Origin of the sequence: Desertibaculum subflavum, assembly GCA_003576705.1 — a bacterium.
In the GTDB taxonomy this organism is placed as follows: Bacteria; Pseudomonadota; Alphaproteobacteria; order Ferrovibrionales; family Ferrovibrionaceae; genus Desertibaculum; species Desertibaculum subflavum.
In genome coordinates this window covers 89874-111597 of the sequence record QOZS01000014.1, presented here as the reverse complement: position 1 = coordinate 111597, position 21724 = coordinate 89874, and the positions used below count along the sequence as shown (strand labels likewise).

The following is a 21724-nucleotide window of genomic DNA, read 5'->3' as shown; positions in this document are numbered from 1 at the left end:
CGCCGACGCCATCTCGGACGCGATCGGCCGCATCCTCGATAGCTGCACATCAACCGAATGCGCCAACTACTTCAAAAACGCCGGCTATGCACAAAGCTAAATGCATCACGCTCTAGGCAGCGCCGCGCTCCTCCAGCCCGTCCGGCGTGGCGCGGTAGTGGGTCAGGGTGCGGTCGGCATGGGCGAGGCGCCAGTCCAGCATCTTCTGGGCATAGTCCAGCATGGTGCCGCGCATTGCCGGGTCGCCGGCGCGATTGATCAGCTGGGCCGGGTCCTCGAGCAGGTCGAAGAAGAGCGGCGGCAGGCCGGCGAAGTGGACGTATTTGAAGCGCTCGTCCTGCACCACGGCGAGATTGGCGCGGTCCATGGCGAGGCCGAGCGCGCTTTCGGCCTTGGAATAGAAGATGTCGCGGAAGTCGTATTCGTAATGCACTTCCGTCCGCCAGTCGGCCGGCGGCGCGTCGTGCAGGAAGGGCACGAGCGAGCGGCCGTCGCATTGCCGCGGCGCGGCGAGGCCGAGCCAGTTGAGGATGGTCGGCATGGTGTCGATCGTCTCGGTGAACTTGCTCACGATGGTGCCGCGGGTACCGTCGGCCGCCTGGTCGGGCGCGCGGATGACCAGCGGGATGTGGAAGCTCTGGTCGAAATAGCCGGCCTTGCCGAGCAGGTGGTGGTCGCCCAGCATCTCGCCGTGATCGCAGGTCAGGATCACCAGCGTGTCCTTCCACTGGTCGGTCGCGTCGAGATAGGCGAAGACGCGCCCCAGATTGTCGTCGATCTCCTTCATCAGGCCGTAATAGGTGGCGCGCATGGCGCGCACCTCGGCCTCGGTCATGTCGGCGGCGCGGCCCTTGGCGCCTTGAAAGAAGCTCGAGCGCTGGATGTCGCGCAGATAGAAGTCGAGCAGCGGGTGCTGGCGCGCTTCGGCCTCCGGCGAGGCGGCGCGCACCGGTGCCGGCACGTCGGCCGGATCGATCAGCCGGTTGTAGGGCTTCGGCGCCACGAAAGGCGGGTGCGGCCGGTAATAGCCGAGATGCAGGAACCACGGCTTGTCGGCGCGGCCGCGCAGATAGTTCAGGCCGCGCTCGGTGAACCAGGCGGTGTCGGAAAGCTCCGCCGGGATGCGCGCGGCCTGGACCGTCGGGCCGGGCGCGCCGCTGACCGGCAGCCAGATGTCGTCGCGGTTCGGCGGCAGCTCGAAACCGTTCGCGGCGACCCAGGCGAAATACGCGTCCTTGTAGGGCTCGAAGGCGCCGACCGGGCGAAACCCGTCCATCACGTCGCCCAGCACCAGGAAGCGGGGATCGTCCGGGCCGGTGGTGCGCGGATCGGGCGTCGTGGTGGTGTAGCCGACCAGCGCCGGGTCCCAGCCGGCGCGGCGCACTTCCTTCGCCAGGTTGGTGAAGCGCGCGTCCAGCGGTATCGTGTTCTGCACCGCCCGGTGCGTCATCTGGTAGAGGCCGGTGAGGAGCGAGGCGCGCGCGGGGCCGCAGGGCGAGGCCTGGGTGTAGTGATTGCGGAAGGTGACGCCCTCGCGGCACAGCCGGTCGATATTCGGGGTGACGGCGCAGGGATGCCCGAGCGCGGCCAAGGTGTCGCCGCGCCATTGATCGACCACGATGAGCAGGACGTTCTTCCGCTGGGTCATTGATGTTCTCCGGATTGCATGCCGCGACTAGCAACCGAAGATGACAGTGCCGTGTCGCATCGTCCGGCGTAAACGGGCTTTTAGTGCTTGCCTGGAAGGTTTGTTCGGCATGTCGAACGCCGCCAACCGAATTGTTCTGGCCCCTGCATGACGACGACGTCGATCGGCATCCCCGCATCCCAGGCACCAACGCGGCGCGGGTTGACGTTCCCCTGGGACGAAGTGACGGAGGAAAGCCGCCGCTTCGCCGAGGCATGGCTCCGCTGGCGCGGTGACCGCGTCCTGCCGCGGCGGTCCGACATGCAGCTCGCCGATATCAAGCAGCTGCTGCCCCTGGTCAGTCTGCTGGAAGCGCGCAGTCCGACCGAGGTGGTGTTCCGCGTCGCCGGTTCGCGGCTGCGCTACTACCTCGGCAGCGACCTGACCGGAAACAACTATGTGGAGCTGGCACCGGAAAGCTTCCGGCCGATCCGCATCTGGCGCCTGCAGCAGCAGCTGAAATTTCCCTGCGGGTCGATCTTCATCTATCCGCACCGCTATCCGTCGGGCTTCGTGGCGCCGGCGGAGACGATCAGCCTGCCGATCGAGGACGGGCGGCCGGGGCGCCCGCCGATGCTGCTCGCGGTGATCACGCCGCTGACCAGCCGCGTCGAGGATCCGCCGCCGGACGGCAAGCGCGAGGTGCAGTTCGCCTTCGAATTCTCTTTCCTCGATATCGGCGCCGGCATGCCGGGCCGGATTCTGCCGTAGCGGTCAATCGGCCGCGGCCAGCGCGCCGGGATCGTGGCGCTGCACGACGAAGCCGAACGTATCCCGCTCCGCATCGCCGCTGCGTGCGCCGATGAAGCGGGCGGCCTTGCTGTAGAGCGGCACAGCCGCCTGCGGACCGCGGCGCCGCATGTCGTGGCCGTAGGTATCCTTCTCCGGATCGCCGGTGACCTCGCCGATATAGCCGAGCGGCGCCGGCAGCGGCTCGCTCAGGATGGCGCCGACGGCGAGAGCGGCCACGGCCACCGGCACGACTGCGAGTATCCTGCGTCCTCTGGCCATGGCGGGGCTCCCTCTGCCGGACGGCGGCGCCGAATGGCGCTGCCGCTACACCCCGCAATGGTGACCCTCTGCCGTGTTCCGAGCGTGAACCTCCCGCCGCTTCGCGTGAACCGGCCGTGAATGTGCTGGCGCCGGGCTATCCGGCGGCTGTACGCCGAACTGTCACCCAACCGTTATGCGTTCACATCGACGACGATCCGTCCCTTGACCTGGCCGGCCAGGATTTTCGGCGCCAGCTCGATCGCCTTGGCGAGGGGGACGATTTCGGTCATCGCATCGAGCTTCTTCGCATCGAGGTCCTTGGCGAGCCGGTCCCAGGCGCGCTGGCGCTTCTGCATCGGTGCGTTGACCGAATCGACGCCGAGCAGGGCGACGCCGCGCAAGATGAAGGGCAGCACGGTCGCCGGCAGGTCGGCGCCGGCGGCCAGGCCGCAGGCCGCGACCGCGCCGCCATAGGCGACCTGGCCCAGCACGGTGGCGAGGGTCTGGCTGCCGACCGAATCGACCGCGCCGGCCCAGCGCTCCTTGGCGAGCGGCGCGCCCTTCTCCGACAAGGTCGCCCGGTCGATGCATTCGGCGGCGCCGAGGCCCTTCAGGTAGTCATGCGTCTCCGGCCGGCCGGTCGAGGCGACGACCTTGTAGCCGAGCTTGGCGAGCAGCGCGATGGCGACCGAGCCGACGCCGCCGGCCGCGCCGGTGACCAGGATTTCGCGCCCGTCCGGCTTGATCCCGTAATCCTCGAGCGCCAGCACGCAGAGCATGGCGGTGTAGCCCGCGGTGCCGACCGCCATTGCCTGCCGGGCCGAGAAGGCCGCCGGCAGGCGCACCAGCCATTCCGACTTCACGCGCTGCTTCTGCGTGTAGCCGCCCCAATGCGCTTCCGAAAGGCCGTAGCCGTTGACCAGCACCTTGTCGCCCGGCTTGAAGGCGGGGCTCTTCGATTCCGCCACCGTGCCGGCGAGATCGATGCCGCCGACCATCGGCAGCTTGCGCGCGATCTTGCTCTTGTTGCCGGCGAGCGCGAGGCCGTCCTTGAAGTTGATCGTCGAATAGGCGATGTCGACCAGCACATCGTTGTCGGGCAGGTCCTTGACCTCGAGCTGTTTCACGCTCGCGCGGGCCTTGCCCTCAACCTCTTCGATGACGATGGCATTGAACGACATGACGCTGGTTCCCTCTGCTCGAATCAGTCGGTGCGGCCGACCTGGGCGGTGAGCCCGCCATCGACGACGAGCTCGGCCGCGGTGATGTATTTCGCCTCGTCGGAGGCGAGGAAGAGCGCCGCCCGCGCCACGTCCCAGGCATCGCCCATATGCCCCATCGGCACCATGCGGTTGCGCGTGGCGATCATCTTCTCGGTGCCGCCATAGCTGCCGGCGAGCGGCGCGTAGATCATCGGCGTGTCCATCAGGCCGGGCAGGATCACGTTGGCGCGGATCTTCTGCGGCGCATATTGCAGGGCGATCGCCTTGGTGAACTGCACGACCGCGGCTTTCGACGCGCTGTAGGAGATGTAGGGGATACCGAGATAGCGGATGCCGGCGATCGAGGCGATGTTGACGATCGCACCGCCGCCCTGCTGCACCATCTGCGGCAGCACCTGCTTGCAGGTGAGGAACATCGACTTCACGTTGACGTCCATCACCCGGTCCCAATCGGCCTCCGACTGCTCCACCGGGCCGCCGGTCACGGCGATGCCGACGTTGTTGTGCAGCACGTCGATGCGGCCATAGGCCTTGAGGCAGGCCTGGACCATCGCCTCGACCTCGGATGCCTTGGTCACGTCGGCCTGGAAGGTGGTGCAATCGCCCTTTTCCTGGGCGATCGCCTGCGCGGTCTCCTCGGCGGCGCTCAGCACGCGGTCGACCGCGAAGATTCTCGCCCCTTCGCGCGCGAACAGCACCGATGTCGCCTTCCCGTTGCCCCAGCCGGGGCCGGACGATCCGGCGCCGATGACCAGCGCGACTTTGTTGGCGAGCCTGCCGGGCATTGTGGTTCCTCCCCTTTTTACTCCTCCCTCGCGCCGCGCAGCGGCGTGGGGGAGGCGGGGTGGGGGTTTTTGTGTTTTTGCTGGTCGTCGCGCGACGGCGCCGAAAAACACAAAAACCCCCACCCAACCCTCCCCCGGCCTTCGGCCGAGGGAGGGCTATGACTAGCGCAGCGGCTCGAGGATCGAGACGTAGTTGGCGACCGCGGCGCCGCCCATGTTGAACACGCCGGCGAGTTTCGGCGCCTTCACCTGCATGCCGCCGGCCGTGCCGGAGAGCTGCATCGAGGCCATCACGTGCATGGAGACGCCGGTGGCGCCGATCGGATGACCCTTCGACTTGAGGCCGCCCGAAGGATTGACCGGCAGCCTGCCGTCCTTCTCGGTCCAGCCTTCCAGGATGGCACGCGCACCCTGGCCCTTCGGCGTCAGGCCCATTGCCTCGTACTCGATCAGCTCGGCCATGGTGAAGCAGTCATGCGTCTCGACCAGGCCGAGGTCATCCAGCCTCACGCCGGATTGCGCGAAGGCGCGGCGCCAGGCCTCGGCCGGGCCGTCGAAATCGACGATGTCGCGCTTCGACATCGGCAGGTAGTCGTTGACCTGCTGGGTGGCGCGGAAGGCGATCGCCTTCTGCATGCCGAGCGCGTTCGACACGTCGGTCAGCACCACGGCGGCGGCGCCGTCGGAAACCAGCGAGCAATCGGTCCGCTTCAGCGGCCCTGCCACCAGAGGGTTCTTGTCGGAGACCTGGCGGCAGAACTCGTAGCCGAAATCCTTCTGCATATGGGCGAGCGGGTTGGCGACGCCGTTCTTATGGTTCTTGGCGGCGATACGGGCCAGCGCATCCGACTGGTCGCCATAGCGCTGGAAATACATCTGCGCGATGCGGCCGAACACGCCGGCGAAACCGGCCGGCTCGTCGCCGTCCTCCTTCAGATAGCTCGCCTTGATCAGGCAGTCGCCGACATCCTTGCTGGACAGCGTCGTCATCTTCTCGACGCCGATGGCGAGCACGAAGCGGGCCTGCTTCGCCGCCAGCGCCGCGATGCCCTGGTGGATCGCGGCCGAGCCGGTGGCGCAGGCATTCTCGACCCGGGTCGCCGGGGTGAAACGAAGCTCCGGCGCCGCCTGCAGCACGAGCGAGGACACGAATTCCTGCCGCTCCATGCCGGCATTGAAGGTGCCGATGAAGATGCGGTCGATATCCTTCGGCGCGAGGCCGGCATCGGCGATGGCGCCGGTCGCCACCTCGACGATCAGGCTCTCGATGTCGCGGCCATCCAGCTTGCCGAACTTGCTGTGCGCCCAGCCGACGATGCAGGCGGTCATGGCTTTCCTCCGGTCGGATCCCAGTTGGGAGCTATATAGCGGAGGTGACCGGCGAAACCCACCCGCACAGGGCATTCCATCCGGGCGCGTGCCGCATGACCGGGGTCAGGCGGCGGGGTGGATCTCCTTCAACTTGCGGATGCCGAGCAGGTCGAGGGTCAGGCGCTCGTAGAAGGGCTCGCTCTCGCCGCGGCGGATCTTGCCGATGAAATACTTCTCGAAGCCGATCTTGGCAAAGTGGACCCACTTGCCTTCCTTGGCCCAGTTGATGTTCCGCGGCGGAATCTGCGGCTGGGCGATGAAGGCGACGCCGCGGTCGCCGAAATCGGCCAGGCAGACGGCGTTCCAGGTCGCCTGGTACCTGGCTTCCTGCCCGCGCAGCAGCAGCCCGATATTCTCCGCCACCGCCGTCACCATGGATTCGATCATGAAGCCGGTCTTCGGCACGCCGACCGGCACCGGGCTCTTGCCCACCGGCGGGATGGCGACGCAGACGCCGACGGCGAAGATGTTCGGATGCGTCGGGTTGCGCTGGAACTTGTCGACGATGACGAAGCCGCGCGGATTGGTCAGGCCCTCATTGCCGGCGAGCGCCTTCACGCCGCGGAAGGCCGGCAGGATCATCGAATAGGCGAAGGGCAGGTCGTCGCTGCCGGCGACGGTGCCCGAATCGTCGACGTGCTCGACCGCCATCTGGCCGTCCGTCACCGCGCGGATCCGGCTCGACGTCATCCACTTGATATGGGCGCCGCGCATCTCGCCTTCGAGCAGGCCCTTGGTATCGCCGACGCCGTCAAGCCCGAGATGGCCGATATAGGGCTCCGCCGTCACGAAGGTCATCGGCACCCGGTCGCGGATGCGCCGCCGGCGCAGCTCGGTGTCGAGGATGAAGGCGAACTCGTAGGCCGGGCCGAAGCAGGAGGCGCCCTGCGCGGCGCCGATGATGATCGGGCCTGGCTTCTCGGCGAATTTGCGGAACGCTTCCGCGGCCCCGACCGCGTGGTCGACATGGCAGATCGATTGCGTGAAGCCGGCCGGTCCGAGGCCCTGGATCTCGTCGAAGGCGAGATCGGGTCCGGTGGCGACGACCAGGAAGTCGTACGGCACCCGCTCGCCGTTCTCGAGCACGATGGCGTTCTCCGACGCCACCACCCGTTCCGCAGGCGTGGTGATCAGGCCGATGCCGAGGCGGGCGAAAATCGGCCGCAGGTCGACCTCGATCGAATCGCGGGTCCGCCAGTCGACCGCTACCCAGGGATTGGACGGGACGAAATGGAAGGTCGAACCCTTGCTGACGACCGTCAGGCGGTCGCCCTTGCCGAGCTTCGCCTTCAGCTCATAGGCCTGCAGCACGCCGCCGAGGCCGGCACCGAGGACCACGACTTCGGCCATGAACCTGTTCCTCCACCTGTTCGGGCTTATGCAGGGGAGGTTGGCCGGTAGACGAGGTTGCCGCCTTGATCTGCCTCAAGCGAGGCATTCATGCGCGGTTCGACAACGATCTGCGCACTGTCTAGCATTTGTATGCGATTCGCCGGGGGGCGACGCAGATGCGGGGGCGTAGAACATGGTCAGCACGGAGTCGACGGCCGCCAAGTTCGACACTGTCAAACTCGTCTACATCCTATATTTCATCGGCTTCGTCGTCGGTATTACGACCCTCGCGGGTGTGATCGTCGCTTATCTGAAGCGCGGCGAGGCATCGCCGGACGCGGCCACGCACTTCACCTGGCAGATCCGCACCTTCTGGATCGGCATCCTGTTCTCGGTGATCGGCGCCGTCACCACCTTCATCCTGATCGGTTTCCTGATCATGCTGGCGACGGTGGTCTGGATGCTGATTCGGCTGATCAAGGGCTTCATGCTGGCCGGCGAGGGCAAGCCGATCCCGAACCCGACGACCTGGATGTGGTGAGGCGGCGCACCGGCGCTCAGAAGCCGTAGAGCGCCGCCGGGTTGTCGACCAGTATCCGCTTGCGCAGGCCCGCATCCGGCGCCCAGTCGGCCAAGAGGTCGAGCAGCATGGCCTCGTCGGTGCGGCCGTCCTTCGGCTGGCCCGGATGCGGCCAGTTGGTCGCCCACAGCATCCGTTCCGGCGCATGCGCGATCAGGCCGCGGGCGATGGCGCTGACATCGGCGAATTTGGGGTGGCCGGTCTTCGAGGTCTCGTAGGGTGCCGAGCACTTGACCCAGACCCGGCCGGTATCGAGCAGCGCGTAGAGCGCCTGCATGCCGGGGTGGTCGCGGCCCACCGGCTCCAGGAACTTGCCGTTGTGATCGATCACCACCTGGCCGGGAAAGCCGCGCACGAGGTCGAGCCGCTCGTGCAGCAGGCGGCCGTCCATCTGCAGCTGCACATGCCAGCCGAAGTTCTGTACGCGCGCGCCGGTCTCGGCGAGGTGCTCCCAGGGCAGCGCACCGCCCGGCAGCATGAAGAAGCGGGCGCCGCGGATGCCGGCCTTGGTCAGGCGGTCCAGCTCGGCGTCGCTGGTCTGCGGGCCGACCACGGCGACGCCGCGCGTGCCGGGCGCGAGGTCGCGCATGGCGCGCAAGGTCGGCTCGTTGTCGAAGCCATAGGCCGAAGGCTGCACCACCACGACGCGCTCAAGGCCGAGCCGGCGCTGTACGGCGCGATAGGCCTCGGGCGGGCCGTCGGGCGGTGGCGCGGCGGCGGTCGGCGCGGCCGGATGGCCGGCATAGTAGACATGCATATGCGTGTCGCAGGCGCCGGGCGGCACCTCGATGGTGGGCTTTCCCGCTTCGCTCGCCATGTTCCCTCCCTTATTGCCTCAGCCGCTGCAGGCGATGCGCGGCCTCGGCATTGACGGCGCCGGGTGGCGCCTCGCCCTGCGCGATGGCGGCGACCTGGCGCGTCGTCTCCATCGCCTGGTGCTGCACGGCTTCCGGCGTCAGGCCGCCGATATGCGGCGTGGCGATCACATTGGGCAGGCGCGCGAGCGCCGGCGAGGGCATCTGGTCGGCGGCGCGGCCGACATCGAGCGCGGCGCCAGCGATCCGGCCATCCCCCAGAACCGCGTGCAGCGCCGTCTCGTCGATCAGGTTGCCGCGCGAGGCATTGACCAGAAACGCCGTCGGCTTCATGCGCGCGAGCGCGGCTGCGTCGATCAGGTTCTCCGTCGCCTCAGTCGCGACCGCGAGACAGATGACGAAATCGGCGCGGGTCAGCAGATCGGGCAGCGCCACCTGTTCCGTCCCGGCCTCGGGCGGGACGGCGACATGCGGGTCGGTGACCAGCACGCGCATGCCGATCGCCTTGAGAATGCCGACCACATGGCGCCCGATGGCGCCGTAGCCGATCACGCCGGCCGTGGCGCCGGCGAGCTGCACGCCCATCTCGGCCGGCGGTTGCCGCCCGGCGCGATACTCCGCGACAGCCTCGGGCAGGCGGCGCGCCAGCGCCACCATGGCGCCGAGGATCCATTCGCTGACCGCCGGCACGAAGCCGGGGCTTGCCCGCGTCACCAGCACGCCGGCCGCGCTGGCCGCCGCGACGTCGATATTGCGGATGTCCACTGCGCAGCGCACGAAGGCGGCCAGGTCCGGAAGCTGGCCGAACACCGCCGCTTCGCCGGGCGTCTGCCGGTCGGAAACGATGATCCGGCAGTCGCGGGCGAGCGCGATCAGTTCGGCTGTCGCCAGCGGGCGGTCGGCATGCGGGTTCCGCACCACGGTGCCGACGGCCTGCAGCGCCGCCAGCGCGGCGTCGCCGTAATAGCCGCGGAACATCGCCTCGGAATGGGTCAGCAGGATGCGGGGCATCGGCCGACTATCGCACGGCCCCGACGCCGACAAAACGAGGGGCAAACAAAAACGGCGGCCCCGGGGGAGGGACCGCCGTTCAGGTCGGCCGAAGCCGTAAGGTCGTCAGAGCGCCTTGAGGTTGCCGGCCGCGGCCTTGCCGCGCTCCATGGCAACGTCGTAGGACACCCGCTGGCCTTCCACCAGTCCGCGGAGGCCGGCGCGCTCGACCGCACTGATGTGCACGAACACGTCCTTCGAGCCGTCCTCAGGCTGGATGAAGCCGTAGCCCTTGGTATTGTTGAACCACTTCACGGTTCCGGTAGCCATGTAGTCTCTCCAAACCCGCGCTCGCACGCGGTCGCTCAGCCGTGCGACCATCGCACAGCCTTCGTGTAGCCTGGATTTTGGTAGCTGGTTGGTTCGCCCACCTGGGAGCGAAGAGCCGGCAGTGTAGCCAAAACGTCAGGTGCCCAACCACTAGGCACAGAGGCCCCTTGGAGTGTCAAGTGAATTCGTGGCCGGGTCATGGTAGGGATTCGGGATGGTTTACGATTCGCCGACGCGGGACGGAATCCTGCATCTCCTGCACCGGCTGGACCGGCCGGAGGACGACGCGGTGCTGGCCGCCGCACGTGAGCTCGCGGCCAAGGTGAGGTCGCTGGACGCCGATTGGAGCGAGCTTCTGGTCGAGGCGCAGCGGTCCGCCGCGCCGCCGGCGCCGGTCAGCGGCGACACGGCGGCGGTGCTGCGGGCGCTGCTCGGCCGCGCCGACCTGATGCAGGATACGCGGGAGGATCTCGAAGGGTTTCTCGCCGATCTCGAGGCCGGCCGTCTCGGTGAGGACGACCGCCGCTACGTTCACGCCTTGCAGGAGCGGCTCGCCCGGCGTTGATCGCCGGCGCCGCAGATTTGCCGGAAGGTGAGATTGATCCGCGGGCCGACCGGCGCCCGGGTCTTGGCGATGCGGTGCTGCCACCCGATCTGGCAGCCGCGCCCCATCAGCAGCAGCGAGCCGTGCTGCAGGTCGAATGACGCGCGCCGGCCGTGATCGCCGCGGCGGCGCAGGTCGAAGCGGCGGGTGGCGCCGAGGCTGACCGACGCGATCACCGGATCGGGCCCCAATTCAGGCTCATCGTCGCTGTGCCAGGAGACGCCGTCGGCGCCGTCGCGATAGTGGTTGAGCAGGACGCTGTTGAAGCCGCTGCCGGCGATCGCTTCGGCCGCATCCCTGATTCGCGCCAGCAGAGGCGTGAAGGGCAGCGGCGCGAGGGTCAGGCCGGAATAGGTGTAGGTGGCGCCCGCCTCGCCGTACCAGGCGGTCAATCGCGGCTGCGCGATCTCCCGGCCCATGATGCGGATCTTGTCCTGGCGCCACGGCGTCGCGCGCAGCAGCTCGGCGAAGGCGGCGTCGGCATCGGCCAGGAAATTCGGCAGGTAGCGTGCGTTCGGTTCCGGCATGCCGGCAAGATGTGGCACGGCTTGCGTTTGGAAACGCCCCGGGAATGAAAAGGCAAGCGCCGGCAGGGTCGTCACGCGACCTTGTCGGCATGGGCCGCGACCAGCGCGGCGCCAACCGCCGCGGCATCCAGGCGCCGGCTCAGCTGATCGGTGACGGAGATGAGGCAGAACAGCATGGCGCGGTCGATCCCCTCGCGATCGGCCGCCTCGTTGCCGGAATAGATCGGCAGGACGTCGTAGACGCGGCGCGCGCCGGTATGGGCGATGTCGCGCACCGGTCGCGGCTCGATCTCGGCGACCCGATCCAGACGATGGGCGAAGCTGTCCACCAGATCGGCGAATCCGTCGGCGCGGTGCACCGGCTCCGGTTGTGCCGCCAGCCCGTCGGCATAGAGGGTGATCAGCCCGGCGCGCAACGCCGAGAGCGGCGCCGGCGCGGCCGGGCGCAGCAGGCCCTCGGCCAGCACCAGCCCGTCGGCCAGCACGGCGGCAAAGCCCTCCCAGCGGCACAGGCGCTCCTGCGCCTGGAATCGCAGATCGGCGAACATGTGCTGGCCGAAATAGCCAAGCGTGTTGCGGCAGAACTCGTAGGTGACGCGCTGCGTCACGTAGTTCGCCTGGCCGACAAGGAAGCCGCCCAATGCGTCCGGCGTGCGGATCGGAGGTGGGAAGAACCGGGTGACGAGGCGGCGCATGGCGCGGGCATGCTCCGTCATTCACCCCCGTCCCCGCAATAGCCAAGACGTCGGATATTGCACTGCAGCAATAGATTGCAGATGCGAACGACATTCGACTTTGGTCGGATTGTGACGCTGGAAGTCGTCGTGGTAGCGGTTCAGATAGCAGGCCCATATCCGATTCGGCCGCGGGGCTAGGGGAGGTCACCGACATGGCTGCGACGCCACATCAACCGCTTTCGCGCGAGAGGGCGCAGGAATACTGGGGGCGCACATCGAAGCTGATGTGGACGATCCTGGTGATCTGGTTCGTGTTCGGCTTCCTGATCCACATGTTCGCGCCGCAACTGAACTCGATCCGCATCCTGGGCTTCCCGTTCGGCTTCTACATGGCCGCACAAGGCTCGCTGATCGTCTTCGTCTTTCTCTGCTTCTGGAACGCGAAAGCGCAGAACAAGATCGACGAGGAATTCGGCGTCTCCGACGAATAGCGCCCGGGGGAGGGCAATCACATGCTGAAGGGCGGCTTCCTTGCCAATCTGGGTAAGGTCTACGGGATCTATACCGGCGGCTTCATCGGCTTCACGATCTTGATCGGGCTGATGGAGCTGGCCGGGGTGCCGAACTACATCCTCGGCTATTTCTTCATCTTCCTGACCATCGGCATCTACGCGCTGATCGGCGTGCTGTCGCGCACCGCCGAAGTCAGCGAGTACTACGTCGCCGGACGCACCGTGCCAGCGTTCTACAACGGCATGGCAACCGGCGCCGACTGGATGAGCGCGGCCTCGTTCATCGGCATGGCGGGCTCGCTCTATTTCGGCGGCTATGACGGCCTGGCCTTCGTGCTCGGCTGGACCGGCGGCTACGTGCTGGTCGCCATCCTGATGGCGCCCTATCTGCGCAAGTTCGGCCAGTTCACCGTGCCGGACTTCTTCAGCGCGCGGTACGGCGGCAACCTGCCGCGCGGCCTGGCGGTGATCGTCCTGGTCTGCGCCTCGCTCACCTATGTGGTGGCGCAGATCGGCGGCGTCGGCATCATCACGTCGCGCTTCCTGGGGATTCCCTTCCAGGCCGCCTGCTTCGTCGGCCTGATCGGCATCCTGGTCTGCTCGCTGCTCGGCGGCATGAAGGCGGTCACCTGGACCCAGGTGGCGCAGTACATCATCCTGATCATCGCCTATCTGGTGCCGGTGGTGATCCTGTCGGCGCAGGTCACCGGCATTCCGGTGCCGCAGATCACCTATGGCGGCGTGCTGGAGAAGATCGAGGCGCTGGAGAAGACGCTCGGCGTGGCCAAGAGCCATGTCGCGCCCTTCGCCAACGCCAAGGGCGAGTACAGCGCGCTGGCGATGTGGAACTTCCTGGCGCTGATCCTGTGTCTCATGGTCGGCACGGCGTCGTTGCCGCACATTCTGATGCGGTACTTCACGACGCCAAGCGTGCGGCAGGCGCGTGATTCGGTGGGCTGGAGCCTGTTCTTCATCTTCCTGCTCTACTTCACGGCGCCGGCCTATGCCGCCTTCGCGAAGTACGAGGTCTATTCCAGCCTGATCGGCCAGCCGATCGCCAGCCTGCCACCCTGGGTCGCGAACTGGGGCCGCGAGGGCCTGGCGCTCGTCGGCGCCTGCGACGCGGCGAATGCCGTGGCGCAGTTCCCGCTCTGCAAGGGGGTCGTCGGCAACGCCGACGGCATTCTCCAGCTGAGCGAGTTCCGCATCGCGGCGGACGCGGTCGTGCTGGCGACGCCGGAAATCGCCGGTCTGCCCTATGTGGTATCGGGGCTGGTGGCGGCCGGCGGTCTTGCCGCGGCGCTGTCGACGGCGGACGGGCTGTTGCTCGCCATCGCCAATGCCTTGAGCCACGACATCTACTACAAGATGATCGACCCCAAGGCCGATACGAAGCGGCGGCTGATCACTTCGCGGATCTTGCTGTTGATCGTGGCCGTGATCGCCGCCTGGATCGCGGGCACGATCGGGAACAGCATCCTGTTCCTGGTGTCCTGGGCGTTCTCCATCGCTGCCGCCGGTCTGTTCGCCGGTCTGGTGCTGGGGATCTGGTGGAAGCGCTGCGGCAATGCCGCCGGTGTCTGGGGCATCATCGCCGGCTTCGGCGCCTGCATGTTCTTCCTGGTCACGACCGAGTTCCAGGGCCCGTGGCTGAAGAGCGTGATGGGCGACTGGGTCACGCTGTCCAAGCTCACCCGCGGCACCGTGGTGCGCGAAGTGGCGTATCCGTTCGGCATCAACAACATCTCGGTCGGCATCTTCGGCATCCCGACGGCCTTCATTGTCCAGCTTCTGGTCGGCTATTTCGGCCGCCCGGCAAGCCAGGACATGCAGGACTTCATCGAGTCGATCCGCGTGCCGGCCGGCGAGGTCAAGATGGCCGGATTGGAAAAGGCGTAGCGATAAGGCAATACGAAACCTTGTGACGGCGGGGCCTTCGGGCCCCGCCTTTCTTTTGAGCGCGGCTGACCGGTTGTGGCCGCCGACCGGCGCGTCTACAACCGGCCCCGATCGATGACTGCTTTCCCCTGCTCCTCCCGCCTCGCGGATTGACCGGCCGTTGAGCGATCCCCCCGCTGCCAATCCGCATCGCTTCTACGGCATGGCGGCCGGCTTGCTCGGCGCGCTGGCGATTGCCATCGGCATCGCCGAGCTTGCGGGTCTGGCCGCATCGCGGGTCGCCGCCGCGACGCTGGCGGGCAGCATCGGCATGGCGATCCTCGTCGCCTGGCGCGCGCGTCATGGCCGCGCGGTCGAGCTCCATCTGGGCGGCCGCGGCCTGACGCCGTTCTATCTCGGCCTCGCCGGCAGCGCCGACTGGTTGGGCGCCGTGTTCCTGATCGGTATCCCGGCAACGCTCTACGCGCAGGGCGCGATCGGGCTGGCAGTGGTGGTCGGCGGCGCGGCCGGCTATGTGCTGGCGGCAGTGTTGCTGGCGCCGGGCCTGGCACGGTCCAGTGCGCTGACCGTGCCCGACTTTCTCGCTCGCCGCTATCAGTCCGAAGCCGTCCGGCGGCTGGCCGCGATCATGCTTGCGGGCACCGCGATCGGTCTGGCGCTGGCCCAGGCGGCGGCCCTGGCCGTGCTTGGCACCCGGCTGTTCGGTCTCGATCCCCGCTTCGTGTTCGGCGCGCTGCTGGCCGCCGTGCTCGCCTGCGCCCTGCCCGGCGGCGCAGCCGGCGGCCAGCGGGCGCAGGTGGTGCTGGCGCTGGTCGCGCTGGCGGGCTTTCTGGTCCCGCTGACGGTGCTTGCCGCCCGCTTCACCGGCGTGCCGCTGCCCCAGGTGATGTACGGCCCGGTGGTGGAGCGTGTCGAGGCGATGGAGGCATCGGCCGGCGTGCCGGCGGGCCTTGCCGCGCTCCCGGATGCATGGACGTTCGCCGGCATCGCGGCCTGCCTCGCCTTCGGCGTCGTCATGCTGCCGCAGCTTGCGGCCCGCCATCTGGCGGCGTCGAGCGCCCGCGCGGCGCGCGGCGCGACGGGATGGAGCCTGCTGTTCGTCGTGCTGGCCCTGACGACCGCCCCGGCTTACGCGGCCTTCGTCAAATCCGAGGTGCTGGCGAACCTGCTGGGCCAGCCGATCAGCGCGCTGCCGAACTGGGTCAATGCCTGGAGCACCGGCGGCTTCGCGGCTCTTGGGATCTGCGACGCGACGGAGGCGGCATTGCGCGTCCCGCTCTGCGCCGGTCTGTCAGGGGACGGCAACGGCGTGCTGGAAGCCGCCGAGCTCCGCCTGCTGCCTTCCGCCATCGTGTTGCTCGCGCCGGCGATCGCCGATCTGCCCTTCGTCGTCACCGCGATGGCGGCCGCCGGTCTCGCTGCGGCGGCCCTCGCGGCGATCGGCGGCGGCATCGTCGCCGCCGCCAGCGTGGTGGCGGTCGACCTCGCGCGCCGGCCGCAGAGCGTCGTCGTGCCGAGGATCGCCGCCGCCATCATGTCTGCGGTTGCCATCGGCCTGGCGGCTGCATTGGAGGTCGATGGCCTGCGCGTTGCGCTCTGCGTGCTGGCGCTCGCCGCCTGCGGGCTGTCGCCGGCGTTGGTGCTCGGCATCTGGTCGCGGCGCGGCGGCGGTGCGGCGGCCATCGTTGGCATGCTGGCGGGCCTGCTGCTCTGCTTCACCGTGCTGTTGACCGGGATGCCCGGGCCGCGGACGGGCGGCCTGACGCTCGAGCGGATCGCCGCGTCGATGCTGGGCCTCCCGGCAGGCTTTCTCGCGCATTGGCTGCTCGCATGGATCACCGATCCGCCCGGCGGCGGTGCACAGGCAATGATCGACCGCATCCGGCAGCCGCGCCGGCGCTGAGGCTCAGCCGGGGATCAGGCCGGCGAGGCCTTGTTCGAGCGGGATCGTCGGGCGCCAGCCTGGCATCGTCTCGCCGCCCCAGGGGACCATGACCTCACGCCGGCGATATTGCCTGCCGCCCCACGCGACGGTCAGCCGGCGGCCGGCCGCCTGCTCGACCAGGCCGACCAGTTCGCGCAGTGTGACGGCGCGGCCGGACCGCACGGCATAGGCCTCGCTGCCCGCGACGGCGCCATCGAGAAGCCGCATCGCCGCCGCGAGATACGCGGCCACCACGTCGTCGATATGCACGAAGTCGAGACGGTTCTCACCCGGCGTCATCTGCAGCGGCGTGCCGTCTCGCGCCGCGCGCAGCAGTGCCGGGATCAGCTTCGGCCGCTCGTCGTCCGGCCCATAGGTCTCGAACAGCTTGAGGGTGATGGCGGCGAGCCCGTGCGCCTCGACATAGAAGCGGAGGATCGCCTCGAAGGCCTGCTTGGTCGCGGCGTAGAGGGAGGAGGGATTGTAGCCGCCAGCGTCGAAATGCTGCCACGCCGTGCCGGTATTGACCAGGCGCGCGGCGCCGGTCGCCGCCATCGCCTCCAACAGCCGGGTGCCGAAGCCGAGATTGCTGTCGATCAGCGGTGCGACCTGTTCCGGCTTGTGCTCGGCGATGAACAGCGATGCGAGGTGGAACACGATATTCGGCTTGGCCGCGCCGAGCGCCGCAACCAGCGTGCCGGTCGCGCCATCGTCGCGATGCACGCGCACCCGGCCGGCCCATTGCGCGGGAATCGCACGGGACGAGTCGGCGCGCACGATCGTTTCGACCGTCCACCCGTCGGCAAGCAGCCGGGCGACGAGGTGGCGGCCGACATAGCCGCCAGCCCCGGTGACCAGCGCGCGCGGCGGCACGCCCTCTGCCTGTTCGATCGTCATCGTGGTTCCGCTTGTAAAGCGCTTCGCGGCGCGCGTCAGCCGCCGCTCTCGGGCAGCGGGCGCGGCGTCCGTTCCAGGAGGCGCATGGTATGGGCATAGCCCGCCTCGATCGCCCGGTCGAACGCCTTCCAGTCCAGCATGTCGATGCTTTCGAGCGGCGGCTGGATCAGAAGATCGGTCTGCTCGGACACGGCGCGCAGCGCGGCCCCGGAATTCACCGTTCCGGCGCGCCACAATATCTGCATGATGTTGGGCACGCCGCGCCGCCGGCGCCCCAGGACGCGCTGCCAGAGCGGAATCTCCGCCTCGGCGTCGGAGGCCGCGGTGAAGGTGTCGTCGGTGCTGACATCGACGCCGATCACCGGCCCGCGGCCCAGCCCACGCATGACGTCGACCGGCAGGTTGTTGATCACCCCGCCATCGACATTCACCTCGCCGTGGTCGAAGACCGGCCGGATTATGCCGGGAATGGCGACGCTGGCGCGCAGCCAGCGGGCCAGCGGCCCGCGGTCATGCACATCGGAGCGCCCACGCGTCAGGTTGGCGGTGACGCAGAAGAAGGGCTGCGGCAGGTCCTCGATCAGCGTCGTCTCGCCGAACTCGCGGCGCAGCAGCGCGCTGACCTTGGCGCCCTTGAACAGCGACACAATCGGAATGGTGACATCGGCGAGCGGATTGGTGTCGACGAAGCAGCGCCGGTTGCGCGCCACCACCTCGTAATCGTCCCAGCCGCTGGCAATGCTCGCCGCCACCACGGCACCCATGCTGGTGCCGCCCAGCAGGTCGATCGGGATGCCGGATTGGCGGAGCGCCCGTGCCACCCCGATATGGGCGAAGCCGCGCGCGCCCCCGCCCGACAGCACCAGTCCGACCGCGCGCCCGGTCAGCGCGCGCACCATGCGGGCAAGGTCGGCCGGCGTCTCCACGTGATGGGCGAGGGCGGCGCCGGTCTCGGCCAGCCAGCCGGCGGTGCCGGACGGGCGCTCGCCCGCCTGGCGCAGCAGCACCAGCTCGCGCCGCGGTCCCTCGCTGGCGCCGGTCGGGTCGGGCGCCAGCGCCGGCCAGGCGGAGGCCATGGCGGAGGTGCGCGCCACCAGCACGGCGCAATCGACCTGCCGCAGGCAAAGCCGGGTCCAGGCGGTCGGCTGCTGATCGGCAACATAGACGAGATAGTCGCAGGCGCATTCCAGCCGGTGGAACCAGTCCGGCGTGCGGCTGGCCGCATTCTCGGCCAGCAGAATCTCGGTGGCACCGTGGTGCCGCAGTGCCTCGGCGAAGGCCTTGGCGACATCCATCAGCGGCACGCCGGCATCGTGCGGCACGAGCGCGAAGGTCTTCGGCCTGAGCGCATAGCGCGGCCGCGTATGGGCGCGCGCCAGGCGCTCGGTCACGAAGCAGGCGATCGGCATCACTGCGCGCGGATGCCGCTCGATCAGGGCCTCGAAGCCGGCGCGCGACAGGCGGATCAGCTCACTGTCGCGCAGGCATTTCACCGTGGCGGTGCGCGTGCCGCCGGTCAGCAGTGCCATTTCGCCGACGGTTTCGCCGGCCCCGATCTCGCCGATCCGCGTCAGCCGGCCGTGCTCGGCCTCGCGGAAGGCGCCGAGCGCGCCCGACACCACGATGTAGAGCGCATCTGGCGGATCACCCTGGCGGCACAAGGTGGTGCCGCCCGGCATGACGAACCAGTCGATCTCGCCGGCGAGATCGGTGATCGCCTCCGGCGGCAGATCGGCAAATATCGGCGTCTCGCGCAGGATCTCGGTCAGCTCCGCGCGTTCGGGCAGCCCTTCGATCTCCGTCGCCTTCGACTCAGTGCCGATGGCTTGTCCTCCCCAAGCCCTGCACCGCCGCCCTGTCCCCGCAAAGGGCTGGCGCCGTCAGTGCAATCGCGCGAGCCAGCGCTCGACGCGCTCCCGGTTGACCCCGAAATCGCGGATACCGTAGCGGGCGCGGCTGTAGATCGCGAGAGCCGAGCCGCCATCACCCGCCGGCAGGATGCGCAGGTCGATCAGGTCGGGAAAACGGAACACGCGTGAGCGCTGGACCAATCTTCCGCCAAGGCCGTCGCTGTCGCGCGCAAGCCAGGTCAGTCGCGGCTCATCTGCCAAGGCGGCTTCGAGGCGGCGGGCCAGCTCGGCCGGCGGTGTCGCGAAGTGCGGGCTTTCCCGGTGCGGCTTGGCATGGCGGCAAAGGCCCGCAGGCGCCACCAGATATTGGTTCGGCCGCCAGGTCAGGGTTAATCCCGCAAAATCCAACATGCCCGCAGGATAGCTCCGACACGGCGCCACCGCCACGTGGCGCAAAGGCCGGCGCAGCGTTCAGGCATGCCCTGCACGCCACTACGGTCCTGCGAAGAAGTTCAGGGTTAATTTTGAGACGTTGTCGACGCGCACGCCGCACAACACCCATATCATGCCGCCTGAGACAAAACCGCATTCGTGATCCTGCGCGGGATTACCAGAATAACCCAAATTTCTTATTGGGCCTGGTCTTCGTAATTCTCTATCGAAGGCGTCGGGAAATCCGAAGCGGCCGATACAATTTGCTTCAGTGTGGTTGAGGAGATTCGAAAGCGCGAAAGCATCGATTAACGACTTGCATCCCAAGCTGCGTTGGATTCACGCAGCTGTTTCAGATTGCAAATGGAATGATCATGGTTAATCTTTCGGCAACCAACAAAGCACTCAAGGGGTAGAGATGGGGGCGAACGAGAAGCGCGGCGGGACCGCGCTCCACCGGACCGTCGTTGCGCGACGTGCCTTTCTGACCGGAGCCTTGGGCCTTCTCGGCTATGCGGCGACCAGCCATCCGGTGCTGGCGGCGGTGGTCGGGCTGGGCGAACGGCGCATCCACCTGACCCGGGCGCAGTTTGGCGAGAGCTTTTCCGGCATCTACTGGCAGGACGGCCAGTACGTGCCTGAGGCGCTTTCGGAAATCAGCCGGCTGTTCCGCGAGCCGAAGAACGGCGCGGTCAAGGATATCGACCCGCAGCTGCTCGACGGCCTGCTGGTGCTGCAGCGCAAGCTCGGCACCGCCGATCATTTCGATGTGACGTCCGGCTTTCGCCAGCCCCGCGCCGGCGAGGGCGCGGCGCAGGCGCAGCGCACCAGCTACCATCATGTCGGCCGGGCGGCGGATATCCGCCTGCAGGCACGCAGCCCGCAGCAGGTCTTCGAGGCGGCGCGCGAGCTGCGCATCGGCGGGGTCGGCCGCTATGCCGGCAAGAGCTTCGTGCATGTCGATACCGGCGACGTGCGCGCCTGGGCCTGGGGCTACGGCAATCGCAACGTCACGGTATCCGGCCCGGCCGCCGGGCGCGGCGAGTTGACGGCGCCGGTTCAGCCCGGCTTGCGCAAGCCGCCGGCGCCACGTGCAGCCACGGCTATGGCAGCGCCGCCCGCTCCGCTTCCTCGTCCACGCTGACGATCGCTTCCAGGGTCTTCTCGATCGTCGCCCGGTCGATATCGCGGGTGATGAAGACGATGCGCGAGCGCCGATCGTCGTCGGGCCAGGCATCCAGCATGGCCGGCGGATGGAACAGGTGCTGCACCGCGTGGATCACCACAGGGCGGTCGTGGCCCTTGACGTTGATCAGCCCCTTCATGCGCAGCAGGTCCTCGCCGCGATGCGCGGCGAGCAGGTCGAGCCAGTAGGCCAGCCTGCTCCACTCCACAGGCTCGTCGAGATGCAGGCAGAACGAGCCGATGCGCTCGTCGTGGCGGTTCACATCGGGCTTGCCGTGATCGTGCCCGTGCCCTTGCCCGTGATTGTGGTCGCCGTGATGGTCGTGCCCGTGGTCGTGATGGGCGTGGCCGTGATCATGCGGCTCGGCATAAGCCTCTTCGTTCAGCCAGCGCTGCACATCGGCGGTCTTGGTGCGCGGGTCGTACAGGCCGGCGTTGAACAGCTGCTCGGCGGCGACAGTGCCGTGGCTCGCCTGAATCTGGGGAGCCGCGGGGTTGAGCTTCTTCAGGCGCGCCGCGATCATTTCCATTACCTGCGGTGAGGCGAGGTCGGCCTTGGTGACGACCAACCGGTCGGCGACGGCGGCCTGCTTCACCGATTCCATGTGGTTGTCGAGCGTGCTGGCGCCGTTCACCGCATCGACCGTGGTGATCACGCCGTCGAGGCGGAAGCGGGAGGCGACCAGCGGATCGGTCATCAAGGTGTGCAGTACGGGCGCCGGATCGGCGAGGCCGGTCGTCTCCACCACGACGCGCTGGAATTCCGGCACCTCGCCCTTCACGCGCTTCAGGAACAGGTCGCGGAAGGTGTTCACCAGGTCGCCGCGCACGGTGCAGCACAGACAGCCGGAACTCAGCAGCACGGTCGAATCGTCGGATTTCTCGACCAGGGCGTGATCCAGCCCCACTTCGCCGAACTCGTTGATGATCACCGCGGTGTCGGCCATGTCGGGCTGGCGGATCAGCTTGGACAGCAATGTGGTCTTGCCGCTGCCGAGGAAACCGGTCAGCACGGATACGGGAATGCGCTCGGGGGCGTCGGACATGGGATCCTCACTTCTTGCCCCACAAGATGCGCGCCGGGGGCGGGAAATCAACCGCCAAGCTGCCG

22 protein-coding genes are annotated in these 21724 nt (G+C 68.2%); 7 read left to right on the top strand and 15 right to left on the bottom strand.

What is annotated here, in order from left to right; genetic code table 11:
* Window positions 1-112: 112 nt before the first annotated feature.
* Window positions 113-1648 carry an alkaline phosphatase family protein gene (locus tag DT074_RS09755; protein ID WP_119419643.1) on the bottom strand — a complete coding sequence of 512 codons (1536 nt, stop codon included), beginning with the start codon at window positions 1646-1648 and terminating at the stop codon, window positions 113-115.
* A gap of 147 nt (window positions 1649-1795) precedes the next feature.
* Here DT074_RS09755 and DT074_RS09750 point away from each other — a divergent pair, with 147 nt between their 5' ends.
* Window positions 1796-2398 (top strand): PAS domain-containing protein, encoded by a 603-nt coding sequence (locus DT074_RS09750; protein ID WP_119419642.1) that lies wholly within the window; start codon window positions 1796-1798, stop codon window positions 2396-2398.
* Between the two features lie 3 nt (window positions 2399-2401).
* Here DT074_RS09750 and DT074_RS09745 read toward each other — a convergent pair whose 3' ends face one another.
* From DT074_RS09745 to DT074_RS09725, 5 genes are all read right to left on the bottom strand, one after another.
* Window positions 2402-2668, bottom strand: coding sequence for a hypothetical protein (locus DT074_RS09745; protein WP_119419641.1), 267 nt, complete (start codon window positions 2666-2668; stop codon window positions 2402-2404).
* Between the two features lie 203 nt (window positions 2669-2871).
* Window positions 2872-3861, bottom strand: a complete 990-nt coding sequence (gene acuI / locus DT074_RS09740; protein WP_119419640.1) for an acrylyl-CoA reductase (NADPH) — start codon at window positions 3859-3861, stop codon at window positions 2872-2874.
* A 23-nt stretch (window positions 3862-3884) separates the two neighbouring features.
* Complete coding sequence (locus tag DT074_RS09735) at window positions 3885-4688, bottom strand: SDR family NAD(P)-dependent oxidoreductase (protein WP_119419639.1); 804 nt, start codon at window positions 4686-4688, stop codon at window positions 3885-3887.
* 162 nt (window positions 4689-4850) lie between these two features.
* Entirely contained in the window at window positions 4851-6017 is a 1167-nt protein-coding gene (locus DT074_RS09730) for an acetyl-CoA acetyltransferase (RefSeq protein ID WP_119419638.1), read from the bottom strand.
* Between the two features lie 105 nt (window positions 6018-6122).
* On the bottom strand, window positions 6123-7409 hold the full coding sequence (locus tag DT074_RS09725) for an NAD(P)/FAD-dependent oxidoreductase (protein ID WP_119419637.1): 1287 nt from the start codon (window positions 7407-7409) through the stop codon (window positions 6123-6125).
* A gap of 175 nt (window positions 7410-7584) precedes the next feature.
* Between DT074_RS09725 and DT074_RS09720 the strand changes: the two genes are divergently transcribed.
* The gene (locus tag DT074_RS09720; RefSeq protein ID WP_119419636.1) at window positions 7585-7932 is read left to right on the top strand and encodes a DUF4870 family protein; all 348 of its coding nucleotides are present in this window, start codon (window positions 7585-7587) and stop codon (window positions 7930-7932) included.
* A 16-nt stretch (window positions 7933-7948) separates the two neighbouring features.
* Here the strand turns inward: DT074_RS09720 and DT074_RS09715 are convergent, their stop codons facing one another.
* From DT074_RS09715 to DT074_RS09705, 3 genes are all read right to left on the bottom strand, one after another.
* Window positions 7949-8788, bottom strand: coding sequence for an amidohydrolase family protein (locus DT074_RS09715; protein WP_119419635.1), 840 nt, complete (start codon window positions 8786-8788; stop codon window positions 7949-7951).
* Between the two features lie 10 nt (window positions 8789-8798).
* Window positions 8799-9797: an NAD(P)-dependent oxidoreductase gene (locus tag DT074_RS09710; RefSeq protein WP_119419634.1), complete on the bottom strand. Its 999-nt coding sequence runs from the start codon at window positions 9795-9797 to the stop codon at window positions 8799-8801.
* A 105-nt stretch (window positions 9798-9902) separates the two neighbouring features.
* Window positions 9903-10106: a cold-shock protein gene (locus DT074_RS09705; RefSeq protein ID WP_119419633.1), complete on the bottom strand. Its 204-nt coding sequence runs from the start codon at window positions 10104-10106 to the stop codon at window positions 9903-9905.
* A gap of 214 nt (window positions 10107-10320) precedes the next feature.
* Here DT074_RS09705 and DT074_RS09700 point away from each other — a divergent pair, with 214 nt between their 5' ends.
* Window positions 10321-10671: a hypothetical protein gene (locus DT074_RS09700; RefSeq protein WP_119419632.1), complete on the top strand. Its 351-nt coding sequence runs from the start codon at window positions 10321-10323 to the stop codon at window positions 10669-10671.
* Here DT074_RS09700 and DT074_RS09695 read toward each other — a convergent pair.
* Complete coding sequence (locus DT074_RS09695; protein ID WP_119419631.1) at window positions 10638-11237, bottom strand: alpha-ketoglutarate-dependent dioxygenase AlkB family protein; 600 nt, start codon at window positions 11235-11237, stop codon at window positions 10638-10640. The genes DT074_RS09700 and DT074_RS09695 overlap by 34 nt on opposite strands.
* Window positions 11238-11308: 71 nt before the next feature.
* The gene (locus tag DT074_RS09690) at window positions 11309-11953 is read right to left on the bottom strand and encodes a hypothetical protein (RefSeq protein ID WP_119419630.1); all 645 of its coding nucleotides are present in this window, start codon (window positions 11951-11953) and stop codon (window positions 11309-11311) included.
* Window positions 11954-12126: 173 nt separating this feature from the next.
* Between DT074_RS09690 and DT074_RS09685 the strand changes: the two genes are divergently transcribed.
* The 3 genes from DT074_RS09685 (at window position 12127) to DT074_RS09675 (ending at window position 16228) form a co-directional block, all read left to right on the top strand.
* Window positions 12127-12405 carry a DUF4212 domain-containing protein gene (locus tag DT074_RS09685; RefSeq protein WP_119419629.1) on the top strand — a complete coding sequence of 93 codons (279 nt, stop codon included), beginning with the start codon at window positions 12127-12129 and terminating at the stop codon, window positions 12403-12405.
* A 21-nt stretch (window positions 12406-12426) separates the two neighbouring features.
* Window positions 12427-14325, top strand: coding sequence for a sodium:solute symporter family protein (locus tag DT074_RS09680; protein WP_162914767.1), 1899 nt, complete (start codon window positions 12427-12429; stop codon window positions 14323-14325).
* Between the two features lie 160 nt (window positions 14326-14485).
* Window positions 14486-16228, top strand: coding sequence for a sodium:solute symporter family transporter (locus tag DT074_RS09675; RefSeq protein WP_119419628.1), 1743 nt, complete (start codon window positions 14486-14488; stop codon window positions 16226-16228).
* A 3-nt stretch (window positions 16229-16231) separates the two neighbouring features.
* Here the strand turns inward: DT074_RS09675 and DT074_RS09670 are convergent, their stop codons facing one another.
* The 3 genes from DT074_RS09670 to DT074_RS09660 all read right to left on the bottom strand — a co-directional run bounded on the left by DT074_RS09670 (window position 16232) and on the right by DT074_RS09660 (window position 19407).
* Window positions 16232-17146, bottom strand: a complete 915-nt coding sequence (locus DT074_RS09670) for an NAD-dependent epimerase/dehydratase family protein (RefSeq protein WP_119419627.1) — start codon at window positions 17144-17146, stop codon at window positions 16232-16234.
* Between the two features lie 35 nt (window positions 17147-17181).
* On the bottom strand, window positions 17182-18825 hold the full coding sequence (locus DT074_RS09665; RefSeq protein ID WP_119419626.1) for a patatin-like phospholipase family protein: 1644 nt from the start codon (window positions 18823-18825) through the stop codon (window positions 17182-17184).
* Window positions 18826-19026: 201 nt separating this feature from the next.
* Window positions 19027-19407 (bottom strand): DUF1499 domain-containing protein, encoded by a 381-nt coding sequence (locus DT074_RS09660; RefSeq protein ID WP_119419625.1) that lies wholly within the window; start codon window positions 19405-19407, stop codon window positions 19027-19029.
* Between the two features lie 439 nt (window positions 19408-19846).
* Between DT074_RS09660 and DT074_RS09655 the strand changes: the two genes are divergently transcribed.
* On the top strand, window positions 19847-20572 hold the full coding sequence (locus DT074_RS09655; protein ID WP_119419624.1) for a YcbK family protein: 726 nt from the start codon (window positions 19847-19849) through the stop codon (window positions 20570-20572).
* On the opposite strand, the gene DT074_RS09650 is transcribed toward DT074_RS09655, so the two are convergent.
* A complete protein-coding gene (locus DT074_RS09650) occupies window positions 20532-21659 on the bottom strand; it encodes a CobW family GTP-binding protein (protein ID WP_119419623.1) in 1128 nt (375 codons plus the stop codon). The two genes, DT074_RS09655 and DT074_RS09650, sit on opposite strands and share 41 nt — an antisense overlap.
* Window positions 21660-21724 lie beyond the last annotated feature (65 nt).